General features: G+C 72.8%; 13 protein-coding genes. 8 read left to right on the top strand and 5 right to left on the bottom strand.

The features are described from left to right. The first annotated feature begins 211 nt into the window (after positions 1–211). Entirely contained in the window at positions 212–505 is a 294-nt protein-coding gene (locus OG959_RS06000; RefSeq protein WP_326657078.1) for a hypothetical protein, read from the top strand. A gap of 72 nt (positions 506–577) precedes the next feature. Further along, a complete protein-coding gene (locus OG959_RS05995; protein ID WP_326657076.1) occupies positions 578–1414 on the top strand; it encodes an alpha/beta fold hydrolase in 837 nt (278 codons plus the stop codon). A 167-nt stretch (positions 1415–1581) separates the two neighbouring features. Here OG959_RS05995 and OG959_RS05990 read toward each other — a convergent pair whose 3' ends face one another. After that, the gene (locus tag OG959_RS05990; protein ID WP_326657075.1) at positions 1582–3378 is read right to left on the bottom strand and encodes a flavin-containing monooxygenase; all 1797 of its coding nucleotides are present in this window, start codon (positions 3376–3378) and stop codon (positions 1582–1584) included. Between the two features lie 181 nt (positions 3379–3559). On the opposite strand from OG959_RS05990, the gene OG959_RS05985 reads away from it, so the two are divergent. After that, positions 3560–4579 (top strand): SMP-30/gluconolactonase/LRE family protein, encoded by a 1020-nt coding sequence (locus OG959_RS05985; RefSeq protein WP_326657074.1) that lies wholly within the window; start codon positions 3560–3562, stop codon positions 4577–4579. Between the two features lie 15 nt (positions 4580–4594). On the opposite strand, the gene OG959_RS05980 is transcribed toward OG959_RS05985, so the two are convergent. Next, positions 4595–5185 carry a TetR/AcrR family transcriptional regulator gene (locus OG959_RS05980; RefSeq protein WP_326657073.1) on the bottom strand — a complete coding sequence of 197 codons (591 nt, stop codon included), beginning with the start codon at positions 5183–5185 and terminating at the stop codon, positions 4595–4597. Between the two features lie 317 nt (positions 5186–5502). Here OG959_RS05980 and tdh point away from each other — a divergent pair, with 317 nt between their 5' ends. The 3 genes from tdh to OG959_RS05965 are packed head-to-tail and all read left to right on the top strand — an operon-like array spanning position 5503 to position 8731. Next, positions 5503–6531 carry an L-threonine 3-dehydrogenase gene (gene tdh / locus OG959_RS05975; RefSeq protein WP_326657072.1) on the top strand — a complete coding sequence of 343 codons (1029 nt, stop codon included), beginning with the start codon at positions 5503–5505 and terminating at the stop codon, positions 6529–6531. A gap of 42 nt (positions 6532–6573) precedes the next feature. Next, positions 6574–7767, top strand: coding sequence for a glycine C-acetyltransferase (locus OG959_RS05970; protein WP_219574444.1), 1194 nt, complete (start codon positions 6574–6576; stop codon positions 7765–7767). A gap of 43 nt (positions 7768–7810) precedes the next feature. Further along, positions 7811–8731 carry a LysR family transcriptional regulator gene (locus OG959_RS05965; protein ID WP_326657069.1) on the top strand — a complete coding sequence of 307 codons (921 nt, stop codon included), beginning with the start codon at positions 7811–7813 and terminating at the stop codon, positions 8729–8731. Positions 8732–8752: 21 nt separating this feature from the next. Here OG959_RS05965 and OG959_RS05960 read toward each other — a convergent pair whose 3' ends face one another. Both OG959_RS05960 and OG959_RS05955 read right to left on the bottom strand, forming a co-directional pair. Next, the gene (locus tag OG959_RS05960) at positions 8753–11341 is read right to left on the bottom strand and encodes an ABC transporter permease (RefSeq protein ID WP_326657068.1); all 2589 of its coding nucleotides are present in this window, start codon (positions 11339–11341) and stop codon (positions 8753–8755) included. After that, positions 11338–12048: an ABC transporter ATP-binding protein gene (locus OG959_RS05955; protein WP_326657067.1), complete on the bottom strand. Its 711-nt coding sequence runs from the start codon at positions 12046–12048 to the stop codon at positions 11338–11340. Before OG959_RS05955 ends, OG959_RS05960 begins: the two co-directional genes overlap by 4 nt. A 169-nt stretch (positions 12049–12217) precedes the next feature. Between OG959_RS05955 and OG959_RS05950 the strand changes: the two genes are divergently transcribed. Both OG959_RS05950 and OG959_RS05945 read left to right on the top strand, forming a co-directional pair. Further along, positions 12218–13447 carry a sensor histidine kinase gene (locus OG959_RS05950; RefSeq protein ID WP_326657066.1) on the top strand — a complete coding sequence of 410 codons (1230 nt, stop codon included), beginning with the start codon at positions 12218–12220 and terminating at the stop codon, positions 13445–13447. Next, the gene (locus tag OG959_RS05945; protein WP_326657064.1) at positions 13435–14094 is read left to right on the top strand and encodes a response regulator transcription factor; all 660 of its coding nucleotides are present in this window, start codon (positions 13435–13437) and stop codon (positions 14092–14094) included. The genes OG959_RS05950 and OG959_RS05945 overlap by 13 nt, the downstream gene beginning before the upstream one ends. Before the next feature lie 6 nt (positions 14095–14100). Here OG959_RS05945 and OG959_RS05940 read toward each other — a convergent pair whose 3' ends face one another. Further along, positions 14101–14487, bottom strand: a complete 387-nt coding sequence (locus OG959_RS05940) for a VOC family protein (RefSeq protein ID WP_326657063.1) — start codon at positions 14485–14487, stop codon at positions 14101–14103. Between the last annotated feature and the right edge of the window lie 27 nt (positions 14488–14514).

Raw genomic sequence — 14514 nt, 5'->3', positions numbered from 1 at the left:
CAGACGTCTGATGCCTGCTCAGGTTAGGGAGCCGCAGTACCAGTGGTCAAGACCTGTCCATGCCAATCGATGGTGGGGTGCGGACGCCTCAACGTCCTTATGGCGTAACAGTTTTGACGCCTCCTGCCTCTGGCCGGCCGGCGATCATAGGGTCGGTGCGGCCTTCGGGGGAGAGGGGTGGTCGATCGTGGCGTGCGCGAGGACGAAGCGCATGTGTCTACTCCGGCCGTTCGAAGAGTCGTTGGCCATCGGGCTGACCAACTACCTCACCCGCGTCCGGCCGGCCGAGCACGTGGTCGTCATCGAGGACCGCGCGGACCCGACCAGCGCAGTCGAAGCCCCGCGCGGCGGGGTGGCCGCGCGGATCCTCCGTAGCGACGACCGGGGCATGACCAGGCGCCTCTCCTTCGACGGCACACGCCGGGTGGACTGCACGACGGGCAGCCTGCTCCACCGGGTCGACAAGGGGCGGCTCCGCTTCCTGGGACCCGCCGCGTCGGCGTGAGCCGAAGCGCCCCTCCCCGCCGCTGGGTACGGTGGAGCGACGAGCACGGAAGCCACCGAAGAGGAGCACCACATGCCCGAGTCGGAGCTCTCCGCAGGTGTCGTGGAGTACGAGGACACCGGCGGGAACGGGCCGGTCGTGGTCCTGCTCCACGGTGTGGCGATGGACGGCTCGCTGTGGCGGCACGTCGTCGCGGATCTGCGGGACGGCCATCGGTGCATCGTGCCGACGCTGCCGCTCGGCGGGCACCGGCGGCCGATGAGGCCCGACGCCGACCTTTCGGTCCTCGGCGTGGCACGGCTGGTCGCGGAGTTCCTCGAAGCGCTCGACCTCACCGGTGTCACCCTGGTCATGAACGACTGGGGCGGCGCGCAGGCCCTGGTGGCGGACGGCCGGGACCGGCGGATCGGCAAGCTGGTCATCACCTCCTGCGAGGCGTTCGACAACTTTCCGCCCGGCCTGCCCGGCAACAACCTGTACGCCTCCGCCAGGATGCCCGGCGGCCTGAACGCGGCCTTCGCCCTGTTGAGGTTCAAGCCGCTGCGGCGGCTGCCGATGACCTGGGGCCGCATGAGCAAGCGGCCGGTGCCCGACGCGGTCATGGATGCCTGGTTCCGGCCGCTGTGGACCTCCCCGGACATCCGCCGGGACCTGCGGAAGTACGTCCTGGGCGTACCGCCGAAGGCCGAACTCCTGCGCTGGGCGGAAGCCCTGCGCACCTTCGACCGGCCGGCGCTCGTCGCCTGGGCGGCGGAGGACAAGGTCATGCCGCTGGAACACGGCCGCCGGCTGGCCGGAATGATGCCCAAGGGCGAACTGGTGGAGATCGCGGACAGCTACACCCTGATCCCGGAGGACCGGCCGGAGGAACTCGCCCGGCACCTGCGGGAGTTCCTCCGGCACGGCTGATGTCTAAGGGCTGTCCCGCAATTCCTGGCGGGCGCACGACGACAGCTACGGCACCTCGCCGCGTTGTCGAAACGCCCGAATAAATCCAGTATGCGGGCGCCTCTCCGTCTTGCGATGCACCGCATCTGACGCCGCGCGCTGATCCACCAGGAATTGCGGGACAGCCCTTAGCGCCTTTCGCTGAGCGCCTCGTCCATGGACTCCTCCCGCCAGCGGCGCAGGAGTTCGTGGAAGGCGGTGGCGCCGTGCGGATACACGTTCGGGCCGTTGGGGCGGCCGCGGCCTTCACGGTTGTAGTAGCCGGGAGTGCACTCGGCGTGGAACCACTCGTGATCCGGGGCGCCCTGCGCCATCGTGGCGAGCCAGGCGTCCTCCGCCGCGCGGGAGGGTTCCAGGAGCGCGCCCCGGTCCTCGGCGGCGGCGACGAGGGACGCGGCGTGCACGGCCTGTTCGTCGAGGACGTGCGTGTAGTTGACGCTGCTGGCGTTCTGCAGCGAACCCATCTGGATCAGATTCGGGAAGCCGTTGCAGGTGAAGCCGTGGAGGCTCCGGATGCCGTGCTGCCCCCAGGCGTGCAGCAGCTGGGTGCCTCCCCGGCCGTGGACGGGCAGCTTGCCGGAGTGGACGCCGGACACGCCGACGGAGAACCCGGTGGCGAAGATGAGGCAGTCGAGCGCGTACGCGGTGCCGCCCACCACGACGCCGTCCTCGGTGACGCGTTCGATGCCGTGGGTGTCCGCGGTGTCGACCAGGGTGACGTTGCCGCGGTTGAACGCCGGGTAGTACAGGTCGGAGAAGGTGGGGCGCTTGCAGGCATAGCGGTACCAGGGCTTGAGTGCCTCGGCCGTCGCCGGGTCCTTGACCGTCCGCTCGACGCGGCTCCGTACCTCGTTCATCTTGGCGGCGTCGGCGGCCTCGTAGGCGGCTTCGAAGCCCGCCCGGTCGTCGGGGCGGTGGAAGCTCGGCAGCAGCTTCTCCAGCAGCGCGGCCGATGACGTCCACCCGTCCGCCACGAGGTCCTCGCCGAACGCCTCGCCCGAGACGATGCGCAGGAAGTTCTCGCGCCGCGCGCCGGCCCAGCCCTCGCGGTCCGCGCCGACGTCGGCGGCCGTGGTGCGGCGGTTGGCGCGCACGTCCACCGTGGAGGGGGTGCGCTGGAAGACGTAGACGTGCCCGGCGTCCTCGGCCAGCTTCGGAATCACCTGCACGCCGGTGGCGCCGGTGCCGACGACTCCCACCCGCTTGCCCGCCAGTCCCCTCAGGGCGCCTTCGGGGGAGCCTCCGGTGTAGGCGTAGTCCCAGCGGGAGGTGTGGAAGGTGTGCCCCGCGAACTTCTCGATGCCGGGTATCCCCGGCAGCTTCGGGTCGGACAGGGTGCCGGTGGCGGTGACGACGTACGTAGCCCGGAACGCGTCACCGCGATCGGTCGTCACGACCCATGAGCGGGAACCCTCCTCCCAATGAAGAGCGGTGACGGTGGTCGAGAACAGGGCGTCCACGTAGAGGTCGTACCTCTGCGCGATCCGTACCGCGTGACGCCGGATCTCCTCTCCCGGGGAGTACTTCCACCGCGGTACGTACCCGGTCTCGTCGAGCATCGGCAGGTAGACATGGGACTCGATGTCGCAGTGGATCCCGGGGTACCGGTTCCAGTACCAGGTGCCGCCGAAGTCGCCGGCCGTGTCGATGACTCGGACGTGTTCCACGCCCCGCTGCCGCAGCCGTGCTCCGGCGAGGATGCCGCCGAACCCGCCGCCGACGACGGCGACGTCCACGGTGTCGCGCAGCGGCTCGCGCTCGGCCCGGTCCTTCACGTACGGGTCGGCGGCGTAGTAGCCGAACTCGGCCTCGGCGCCCAGGTACTGACGGGGGCCGTCGGCCCGCACGCGCCGCTCACGCTCGTGACGGTAGCGGCGGCGCAGTGCGGAGAGCTCGTCAGGGGTCGCTGTCTGAGGCGACGTCATGTGGGGGGCCTCGTTTCCTCTTCGTCGTTCGTGCGTCTGTCCGTCGTGGGCCGGACCGTCCGTGGGCTGCCGAACTGCCGTGGAAGCGGGCGGCCTTCCGCACCGTAACAACAACCGGACAGGCGTGTCCGGTTAGGGTGCGGGGGCACGTCGATCTTCGGACAGGAAGAGGAACCCCCCCATGCGACGACTCCGGAACCGTTCACTGGCCGTGCTCGCCACCCTCGGCGCCCTGGCGCTGACGGGGTGCGGCAGCGAGACGTACGCCCCCGGCGGTGAGGCGGAATCCACAGCCTCGGGCCGGACCGTGACTGCCCGCCAGCTCATGCGACTGACGTCGGTGCACGAGGAAACCGGGATGACCCTGCTGGAGGGCCCGGTCTTCGGCGCGGACGGCACACTGAACGTCGTCGACGTCACCGCGCCCGCCGGTGAGCCGAAGGTGCTGCGCGTCGATGTCCGGAAGAAGACGGTGCGCACGCTCTACACCGACAGTCGGGGCGCCTACACCTCGGCGCAGTTCAGCCCGTACGACGGGCGGCTCTATCTGACCGACATCTCCCACGGCGAGATCGTCTCCCTGGCCCCGGACGGCAGCGACCGGCGCACCTTCTTCGCCGGTGAGGTCGACGGTGACCGGATGCAGCCCGACGACATCGCCTTCGACCCGGACGGCCGGCTGTACGTCAGCGACGCCCTCGGCATGGCCGAGGGCGAGCCGCGCGGACGCGTGGTGCGCATCGGCCGTGACGGCGGCGACGCCACCGTCCTGGCCGGCGGGCTCGCCGCGACGAACGGCATCTCGTTCGACGTGGACTACCGGGGGCTGTGGATCAGCGAGCTGACGGAGAACCGCATCTCCTACCTCCCCGTCGAGCAACGGCCCGGAGCAGCGGGCCGGCATACGGCGATGCGCGTCGACGGCGGCCTTGCCCGGACCGACTCGATCGCCGTGGACGCGGACGGCAACCTGTACCAGGCGCTGCACGGCCGGGCCGCGATGGCCGTGTACAGCAAGTACGGCGAGCGCCTCGCGACGGTGGAGGTGCCGGCCCGTGCCGAAGGGCTGGAGTCGGCGACGAATGTGGCGATCACGCCAGGCGGGACCAAGGCGTACATGACCGTCAGCGGACCGGCCGGCGGCTACCTCTACACCTTCGACGCGCTCGCGAAGGGCATCCGGCAGTCCAACGGAGGCTGACCCCGCCCGCTCCTTTCACCCCTCGAAGGGGCGAACCGGTCCCACCGTGACGCCGAGCAGGCCCCAGGCCGCCAGCGCCCGGTGCTCACGCTGCTCGGGGGTGGGGCCGCTGACGGCTCCGGAGACCATGGAGACGGCGAGCATGAGGTCGCCCGGGGCACCCAGCCGGTGGCCTTCCGGCAGGCACTGGCGAAGGGTGCGTTCGACCCGGTCGTGCAGGTCCCGGGCGAACGTGCGGGTGTGCGGGTGGCCGCCGCTCGCCTCGTCGGCGTGCAGGAGGCTGATGAAGGCCGCCGACTGGGTGAGGTGCCAGGTCAGCACGCCCAGGACGCCGGCGAGGGCGGTGCCTTCGCCGGCCGCCTGCTCGATCTGGCGCACGTTCTCCTCCAGGACCGCGGCCGCGATGGCGTCCCGGTCGGGGAAGTGCCGGTACAGCACGGCCTGCCCCACCCCGGCCCGGCGCGCGATCCCGGACAGCGGGGCGTCCAGACCCTGCGCCGCGTAGATCTCCCGGGCGGCGGAGATCAGGGCGGCCCGGTTGCCGGCGGCGGCCTTCGGCCCCCGGTTCGCCGGTCTCCGCGCGGCCGCAGTGGGGTGCTGGGTCATCCGGTCAGGGTAACGGGGAGGGTCGGGCCCTGGCCGGGCCGCTTCAGCCCCGTCCCGTCCGCCGAACGGAGCAGGCGGACCTCACGCCCGTACGGCAGGGCGTGAAGCCAAGCTGCGGGCGCGCTTAAGAAAACCTCGATGGACCTGGGGCGCGGGGTACGGCAGATTGCTCCGTGACGGCGGAGGATGGTGCGCGGCAGCCGGTCGAACGCGCTGCCACGCAGTCCCTCTCATAACTTCCCCGGGCCGCAGGCTTCCTTTGGCATGCCCCCGGCCCGGGGACATCAACGCCGCACCAGGTACAGGGAGCCGCAGCCGTGAAGGCACTCGTGAAGCAGAAGGCCGAGCCGGGACTCTGGCTGATGGACGTGCCCGAGCCGGAGACCGGCCCCTCGGACGTGCTGATCAAGGTGCTCCGCACCGGCATCTGCGGCACCGACCTGCACATCCGTAACTACGACGGCTGGGCGCAGAACGCCATCAGGACCCCGCTCGTCCTCGGCCACGAGTTCGTCGGCGAGGTCGCCGCGATCGGCTCCGACGTCGTCGACATCGCCGTGGGCGACCTGGTCAGCGGCGAGGGCCACCTGGTCTGCGGCAAGTGCCGCAACTGTCTGGCCGGACGCCGCCACCTCTGCCGCTCCACGCTGGGACTCGGTGTCGGACGCGACGGGGCCTTCGCCGAGTACGTCGCGCTGCCCGCGTCCAACGTGTGGATCCACCGGGTCCCCGTCGACCTGGACATCGCCGCGATCTTCGACCCGTTCGGCAACGCCGTGCACACCGCGCTGTCGTTCCCGCTCGTCGGCGAGGACGTCCTCATCACCGGCGCCGGCCCGATCGGCATCATGGCCGCCGCCGTCGCCAAGCACGCCGGCGCCCGCAACGTCATGATCACCGACGTCAGCGAGGCCCGCCTGGAGCTCGCCCGCAAGGTCGGCGTCAGCCTCGCCCTCGACGTCGGCGAGCAGACCATCGCCGACGGCCAGCGGGAGCTCGGGCTGCGCGAGGGCTTCGACATCGGCCTGGAGATGTCCGGCCGCCCCGAGGCGATGCGCGACATGATCGCGAACATGACGCACGGCGGCCGCATCGCGATGCTCGGACTGCCGTCCGAGGAGTTCGCCGTCGACTGGTCCCGGATCGTCACCTCCATGATCACGGTCAAGGGCATCTACGGCCGCGAGATGTACGAGACCTGGTACGCCATGTCCGTCCTGCTGGAGGGCGGCCTCGACCTCGCCCCCGTGATCACCGGCCGGTACGGCTACCGCGACTTCGAGGCGGCCTTCGATGACGCGGCGAGCGGACTCGGCGGCAAGGTCATCCTCGACTGGACCGTCTGAAACCGGATCGCCCGACCTCTCGAAACCCTTAAGGAATCCCGCATGTTCGACTCCGTACGCGACGATCTGCGCACCACTCTCCAGGAGATCGAGGCCGCCGGGCTGCACAAGCCCGAGCGCGTCATCGGCACCCCGCAGTCCGCGACCGTGGCCGTCACCGCGGGCGGCCGCCCCGGTGAGGTGCTGAACTTCTGCGCCAACAACTACCTGGGTCTCGCCGACCACCCCGACGTGATCGCCGCCGCGCACGAGGCACTGGACCGCTGGGGCTACGGCATGGCCTCCGTCCGCTTCATCTGCGGCACCCAGGAGGTCCACAAGGAGCTGGAGCAGCGGCTCTCCTCCTTCCTGGGCCAGGAGGACACGATCCTCTACTCCTCCTGCTTCGACGCCAACGGCGGAGTCTTCGAGACGGTCCTCGGCCCGGAGGACGCGGTCATCTCCGACGCCCTCAACCACGCCTCGATCATCGACGGCATCCGGCTGTGCAAGGCCAAGCGCTTCCGCTACGCCAACCGCGACATGGCCGACCTGGAGCAGCAGCTCAAGGAGGCGTCCGGGGCCCGGCGCCGCCTCGTCGTCACCGACGGCGTCTTCTCCATGGACGGGTACGTCGCGCCGCTGCGCGAGATCTGCGACCTCGCCGAGCGCTACGACGCCATGGTCATGGTCGACGACTCGCACGCCGTCGGCTTCGTCGGCCCCGGCGGGCGCGGAACGCCCGAACTGCACGACGTGATGGACCGCGTCGACATCATCACGGGCACCCTGGGCAAGGCGCTCGGCGGTGCGTCCGGCGGCTACGTGGCCGCCCGCGCCGAGATCGTGGCGCTGCTGCGCCAGCGCTCACGCCCGTACCTCTTCTCCAACTCGCTCGCCCCGGTCATCGCGGCGGCCTCCCTGAAGGTCATCGACCTGCTGGAGTCCGCCGGAGACCTGCGCGAGCAGCTCAACGCCAACACCGCGCTCTTCCGTACCCGGATGACCGAGGAAGGCTTCGACGTCCTGCCCGGCGACCACGCCATCGCCCCCGTGATGATCGGGGACGCGGCGAAGGCAGGCCGGATGGCGGAGCTGCTCCTGGAGCGCGGTGTGTACGTGATCGGGTTCTCGTACCCGGTCGTCCCGCAGGGCGCGGCCCGCATCCGCGTCCAGCTCTCCGCCGCGCACTCCACCGCGGACGTGAACCGGGCGGTCGACGCCTTCGTCGACGCCCGGGCGGCGCTGGGGGAGTGAGGCCCGACGGGGGCGTCCTTCGCGACCTGGGACAATAGGGCACATGATCGATGCACGGCGGCTGCGCATCCTGCGTGCGGTGGCGGACCACCGCACGGTGACGGCCGCGGCCGCCGCGCTGTACCTGACCCCCTCCGCCGTCTCCCAGCAGCTCGCCGCGCTGGAGCAGGAGACCGGCCACCGGCTGGTCGAGCGGAACGCCCGCGGCGCCCGGCTCACCCCCGCCGGGGAGATCCTGCTGACCCACGCCAACGCGGTGCTGGCCCAGCTGGAACGGGCGGAGGCCGAACTGGCCGCGTACGGCGCGGGTGACGCCGGTACGGTCACCGTCGCCGCCTTCGCCACCGGCATCGGCCTGGTCCTCGCCCCCGCGATCGCCGCCCTGAACAGGACCGCACCCGGCATCAAGGTCCGCGTCCAGGACGCCGAGGGCGACGCGAGCGTCCCCATGGTGCTGGACCGGCAGGTCGATGTGGCGGTCGCCGTCGAGTACCGCGGCGCACCGGGTGAGGACGACCGGCGGCTCACCCGCGTACCGCTGTACTCGGAACCGTTCGACGCGGTGCTCCCGGTGGGGCACCGGCTGGCCGGCCAGGAGCAGGTGGCCGTCGCCGATCTGGCGAAGGACGCGTGGATCGGCCCCTACCCGGGCAACCCGTGCCACGACGTGGTCGTCCTGGCCTGCGAGTACGCCGGCTTCGCACCGAACCTCGAACACTCCTCGGACGACTTCCACGCGGTGGTCGCACTCGCGGGCGCCGGCGCCGGAGTGGCCCTGGTCCCGCGTTCCGCGCTGCGCGGAGTGGCCCTGGCCGGAGTGGTGGTCCGCCCGGTGCGGGGCAGCGCGCCCACCCGCCGGGTCTTCGCGGCGGTGCGGCGGGGCGCGGAGGCGCACCCGCTGATCGCCCCGGTGCTGGAGGCGCTGGCGGGGGCGGCCGGGGACGACGTGCTCAGGACGGGCTGAGGCGCCCCGGGGCCCGGCACCTCACCCGCGGGGCGGGCCCGAGGGCCCGCCCCGCGCCCCCGGGAACAGCGTGCCCATGGCCGCCGCCACCGTGACGGCCGCCGCGAGCACTCCGTACCGCACGGGCGGCAGGTACGGCAGCCCGCCCGTCGCCGGGAGCGCGAACGCGAGCAGCGGGACGGCCGCGACCACGGTTCCGATGGTCAGCCCGGCCACCGTCACCAGGCCCGTCTCCAGCACCCGCATCCGCAGCAGTTGCCCGCGTCCCGTGCCTACCAGCCGCAGTAGGCGGAACTCGGGGCGGCGGCCGACCGAGATCAGGGCGAGGGTGCTGACCACGGCCAGCAGCGCGAACCCGCCGATCACCCCGACGCCGATGACGATCAGGGCGTCGTCCCGGTCCGAGGACGACGGAGCGATCCGCACGTCGTCCGCCGTCGCCGCGCGGACCTGGAGCCCCTTGTACGGTGTCAGCGCGGCCCGTACGGCCGACGTGGCGTCCCCGTCCCGCGAGCGCACCAGGATCTGCCGGTCGGGCGGAGCCGATACGTGTCCGGCCAGGGCCTCGCGGGGCAGCATGAACTCGCCTATCCCCAGGGACCGTTCATAGAGCGCCACCACCTTCAGCCGTGCCTGCGTACCGTCCCCGAGGCGTAGCTTCACCTCGTCCCCGACACCGACGTCCAGGTCGGCGGCCCGGTCCTCACCCACGGCGACCGTGCCCCGGCCCGTGAGCGCGGCCGGGTCACCTGCCGTGACCCGCGCGTCGAGCGTGCCGGACAACTGGTCCGCGGTGACGCCCAGCACCGGGAAGCGGTCCAGCACCGGGTCGCCGGTCTCGCGGTGGGCGAGGACGACGGCCGACCGCAGCAGACCCGTCGCGGCCGCCACACCGGGCGCCCCGCGCACGGCCTCGGCGGCCTCCGCCGGGATACCGGCCGCCGGGCCCGTCACGACCAGGTCCGCCCGCAGGGCGTCGGCCGCCTGCCGGCCGGCGGCCCGCTCCAGCGTCGTACCGGCCGCCAGCTGGACGCACACGAACGCGACGACCAGCACGATCGGGGTGAGCGCCGCACCCAGCCGGCGGTGGTGCGCGGCGGCGGAACGGGCTGCCAGGAACCCGGAGACCCCGCCCGCACGCCGAACCGACGTGCCCAGCACCCGCATCGAGATCCGGGCGATCCACGGGCCGAGCAGCGCCACCGCGATGATCAGCGAGGTGGCCGCGCCCGACGCGGCGAGCGCCGCGGACTGACCGCTCCGCGTGGCCGCGGTACCGGCCGAACCGAGCCCCGCGACCGCCAGCAGCACCCCGGCGCCCGTGCGCAGCCGCCCCGGCTCGCCAGGCTCCGGCGCCCGCGCCGCGCTCAGGGCCGCCGCGGGCCGCATCCGGGTCACCGCACGCGCCGCGAGCAGGGCCATCGGCCGGGCGGCCAGGACGACGAGCAGTGCGCCCACGACGCCCGCCGCGGCCGGCAGCCACACCGGGACGGGCAGCGGCAGCGGGTCCGTGGCCAGCAGCGACCGCATCAGCAGCCCGAGCGGTACGGAGCCGGCCGCGCCCAGCACCGCGGCGGCGCCCGCGACCCGGCCCGCCTCACGGCCGATCGCCGACCTGAGCTGCCGGGGCGTCGCTCCGACCGCACGCAGCAGCGCCAGTTCACCGGAGCGCTGGTGCACGGCCTGGGAGACCGTGGTGGCGATCACGAGCAGGGCCACCATGACCACCGTCGCGGCGATCGACGCCAGCATCGCCAGCAGATCGCCGCGCCCGCCGAGCGCGTCGACGTGTTCCGCCTCGCCGCGCCCGGCGCCTGTCAGCACGCGCGGCCCGCGCTCGCCTCCGCCCGGCCCCGCCACGGCCTTGTCCAGCGAGGCCCGCAGCGTGTCGGCGGACACGCCCCGCTCGGCCACGACGCCGATCGCGTCCACGGTGCCGGGGTGCCCGGCCAGTGCGGTGAGCCGGGGCTCGGTGAAGAACACGGCGGGTGTGCCGCCCCGGTGGCCGGTGACGGCGACCCCGCTGACGGTGTACTGACGGGCGGCGCCGCCTGCTTGAAGCGTGACGCGTCCGCCCGTGGACGCCAGCGCAGGGTCCACGACCACCTCGTACGCCGACCTCGGGGCACGCCCCTCGGAGAGTTCGTACGGAGTGAGTGCGGCGGACGGCCAGGAACGGCCCACCGCCGGCGCCCCGTTGCCCACCGTCACCGGAACCGAGTCGTCCGCGACGGCGCGCGCCACGCCGTCCGCCGCTGCCGCCCGCGCCACCGCGGAACGCTCCAGCCGCACCCGTTCCGGCAGATGGGCGGTGGCCGTCCGCGGTTCGCTGCCCCACGGCTTCGCCGTGTAGGTCACCCGCTGATCGGCCACCACCACCGCATCCGCCCCGGCGTAGCGCTCCACCGGCGGCCCGGCCGGCAGCAGCGAGCCGAGCACCAGCGCGAAGGCGCCGAGCAGCGCGGCGGCGGCCGCTGCCGTGGCGAACACCGCGGTCCAGGCCCGGCGGTGGGACGTCAGCGAGCGGCGGGCCAGAAACGCCGAGGCCCGCTGGCTCCCGGTCCGCACGCCCGCGCGCACCGGCTTCCTCCGTGTTCCGGCGACCGTCATCGCAGTCGGCCCCCGTCCATCGTCATGACCCTGTCCGCCCAGCTCGCGGCCACCGGGTCATGGGTGACCATCACGACCGTGCGGCCGTCGAGCCGTACCGCGTCCCGCAGCAGCCCCAGCACCAGTGCCGCGGACTCCTGGTCCAGGGAGGCGGTCGGCTCGTCCGCGAAGAGCACATCGGGTTCGGTCACCAACGCCCGTGCGACCGCGACCCGTTGCTGTTCACCGCCCGACAGGGTCGCCGGTTTGCCGCCGCCCCGGCCGGACAGCCCGACCCGCTCCAGCAGCCGGCGCCCACGGTCCAGCACGTCAACGGCCCCGGGGTCGGCGCCGGCCAGGACCAGCGGCAGGACGACGTTCTCCTCGATGCTCAGCGAGGCCACCAGGTTCAGTGCGTGCGACTGGAAGACGAAGCCGATCCTGTCCCGGCGCAGCCGGGTCAGCGCGGCCTCGGAGAGCGTGCCGAGGTCGGTCCCGGCGATCCGTACCGTGCCCGACGACGGACGGTCCAGGCCCGCCGCGCACTGGAGGAACGTGCTCTTGCCCGACCCCGAGGGGCCGACCACCGCGGTGAAACTCCCCGCGGGAATCACACAGCTCACCGCATCCAGCGCGACCGCCTCCCGGCCGCTGCCGCGCCGCCCGTGGCGCCGGCTCACCGACTCCAGCTCCAGCGCCGCCGTGCGCACTGCCGTGGTTGTCTCCACCTTGGTCCCCTCGCCTGTTCCGTACTTCCTGACCTGCGTAAACGCTATGAGCGCGCGGGTGTGGGGGCGAGGGTGCGCGCTCCCGGACCGGGGGTGTAGCGGGCACCACCACCGCCCGGGGTGACGGCTCCACTCCGGGGGCGGCCGGCCCGCCGTAACGTAGGGCGGCATGAGCACCGCCCCCGTCCCGCTGACCGTCGCAGTCCGGCGTTCCTGGCACGCCTCGCGCTACGTCTTCATCGGCATCCCGATCGCCCTGTTCGCGTACGTCGCCACGTTCCTCGTGGTGGCGGTGCTGCTGTTCGCGGTCGTGGTCGTCGGACTCCCGGCGCTGCCCGAGGCGGCCAAGGCGCTGCACCGGTTCGCGGAGTTCGAGCGGCGCAGGGCGGCGGCCTACCTCGGAGTCGCCTTCCGGCCCACGCCGTATCTCCCGCTCGACGGCGGCGAACTCGCCGCGCGGGTCAGGCATGTGCTCACCGACCCCGTCGTCCGGCGCGAGGCGGTGTGGCTGCCGTTCCAGGCGCTGGCCGGCAATCTCATCGGCTACGCCACGATGGTGCTGTGGCCGGTGGGGCTGCTGGTGGACGGGATCGTGCTCGGTGCCGTGCACCTGCTGGACCGGCGGAGCAGCGACGAGTACGGCACGCCACCGCCCGAGCGCCATGGCCTGGTCCTGCGCTGGCACCCCGTACTCGCGGAACTCTCCGCGAGCTGGACGAGGTCCCTGCTGACGCCGCCGCACTCCGCCGAACTCGCGGAACGCATCACTCAGCTGACGGAGAGCCGCGCGGGCGCGGTCGAGGCGCACGGAGCCGAACTCCGCCGTATCGAGAGGGACCTGCACGACGGCGCGCAGGCCCGCATCGTCGCCCTGTCGATGCGCATCGGCCTGGCCAGACAGATCCTGGACCGGGACCCGGCCGCCGCACGGCAGCGCCTCGACGAGGCCCAGGACGGAGTCGACGCGGCCCTCGCCGAGCTGCGGCACGTGGTCCGCGGTATCCACCCACCGATCCTGACGGACCGTGGACTCGCCGGAGCTGTACGGGCACTGGCCGCGGATTCGGCGGTCCCCGTCACGGTGGAGCTCGACGGCGTCGAGGACGGGCGCCGGCTGCCGGCGGCCATCGAGGCCGCCGCCTACTTCGTGGTCGCCGAGGCACTCACCAACATCGGCAGGCACAGCGGCGCCACGACCGCACGGGTACGGGTCGACCGGGCCCGTGACGCCCTGCTCGTCGCCATCGGCGACGATGGGAACGGCGGCGCGGACGAACGCGGCGGCAGCGGACTGGTCGGGATCAGGCGGCGGATCGCCGCCCTGGACGGCACCACCCGCATCAGCAGCCCCACCGGGGGGCCGACGGACATCGAAGTGGAGCTGCCGTGCGGATCGTGATCGCCGAGGACAACGCCCTGTTGCGGGAGGGGCTGATCCTGCTCCTCACCAGCTCGGGCCACGAGGTGGTCGCCGACGCCGCGGCCGGACCCGAAGTACTGCCCGCCCTGCTGGAGCACCGCCCGGACGCCGCCGTCCTCGACGTACGGCTGCCACCCACGTTCCGCGACGAGGGACTGCGCGCCGCCATCGCCGCCCGCGAGGAGATGCCCGACCTGCCGATCCTGGTCCTCTCCCAGTACGTGGAGGAGACGTACGCCGCCGAGCTGCTCGCCCGGGGCGCGCAAGGCATCGGCTACCTGCTCAAGGACCGGGTGGGCCGCGTCGACCAGTTCCTCCAGGCCCTGGACCGGGTGGCATCCGGCGGCACCGCACTCGACCCCGAGGTGGTCAGCCAACTGCTCACCCGCAAGGCGTCCGCGAAGCCGCTGCTGAGCCTCACCCCCCGGGAGCGGGAGGTTCTGGAACTGATGGCGCAGGGCAAGGCGAACGGCACGATCGCCACCGAACTCGTCGTCACGGAACGGGCGGTGAGCAAGCACATCGGATCCATCTTCGCCAAGCTCGGTCTCGAACCGGACGACGGATCGGTCCACCGCCGGGTCCTCGCGGTCCTGGCGTACCTGGAGGGCAACGGGGCGCGCTGAGCGCGCTCACGCGGGCTGGAGCAGATCCCAGCGGTTGCCGTACAGATCCTCGAAGACCGCGACCGAGCCGTAGACCTCGTGGCGCGGCTCCTCCAGGAACCGGACCCCGGCCGCCCGCATGCGCGCGTGGTCACCGGCGAAGTCCCCGGTGTGCAGGAAGAAGCCGACCCGCCCGCCGGTCTGCGCGCCGACACTGGCGGTCTGCGCCTCGTCCTTGGCCCGGGCCAGCAGCAGTCCCGTCCCCTCGGTTCCGCGCGGACGCACCACGATCCAGCGGGAGCCGTCGCCCCGGTCGGTGTCCTCCACCAGCTCGAAGCCGAGGGCGCCGGTGTAGAAGGCGAGCGCCTCGTCGTAGTCGCGGACGACCAGGGTGACCAGAGCGATGTGGGACATGGGGTTCCTCGCGGGACGAAGGGGAAT

The organism is Streptomyces sp. NBC_00385, from assembly GCF_035917155.1.
GTDB classification, from domain to species: domain Bacteria; phylum Actinomycetota; class Actinomycetes; order Streptomycetales; family Streptomycetaceae; genus Streptomyces; species Streptomyces poriferorum.
This window is presented reverse-complemented; position numbering and strand designations above follow the sequence as displayed.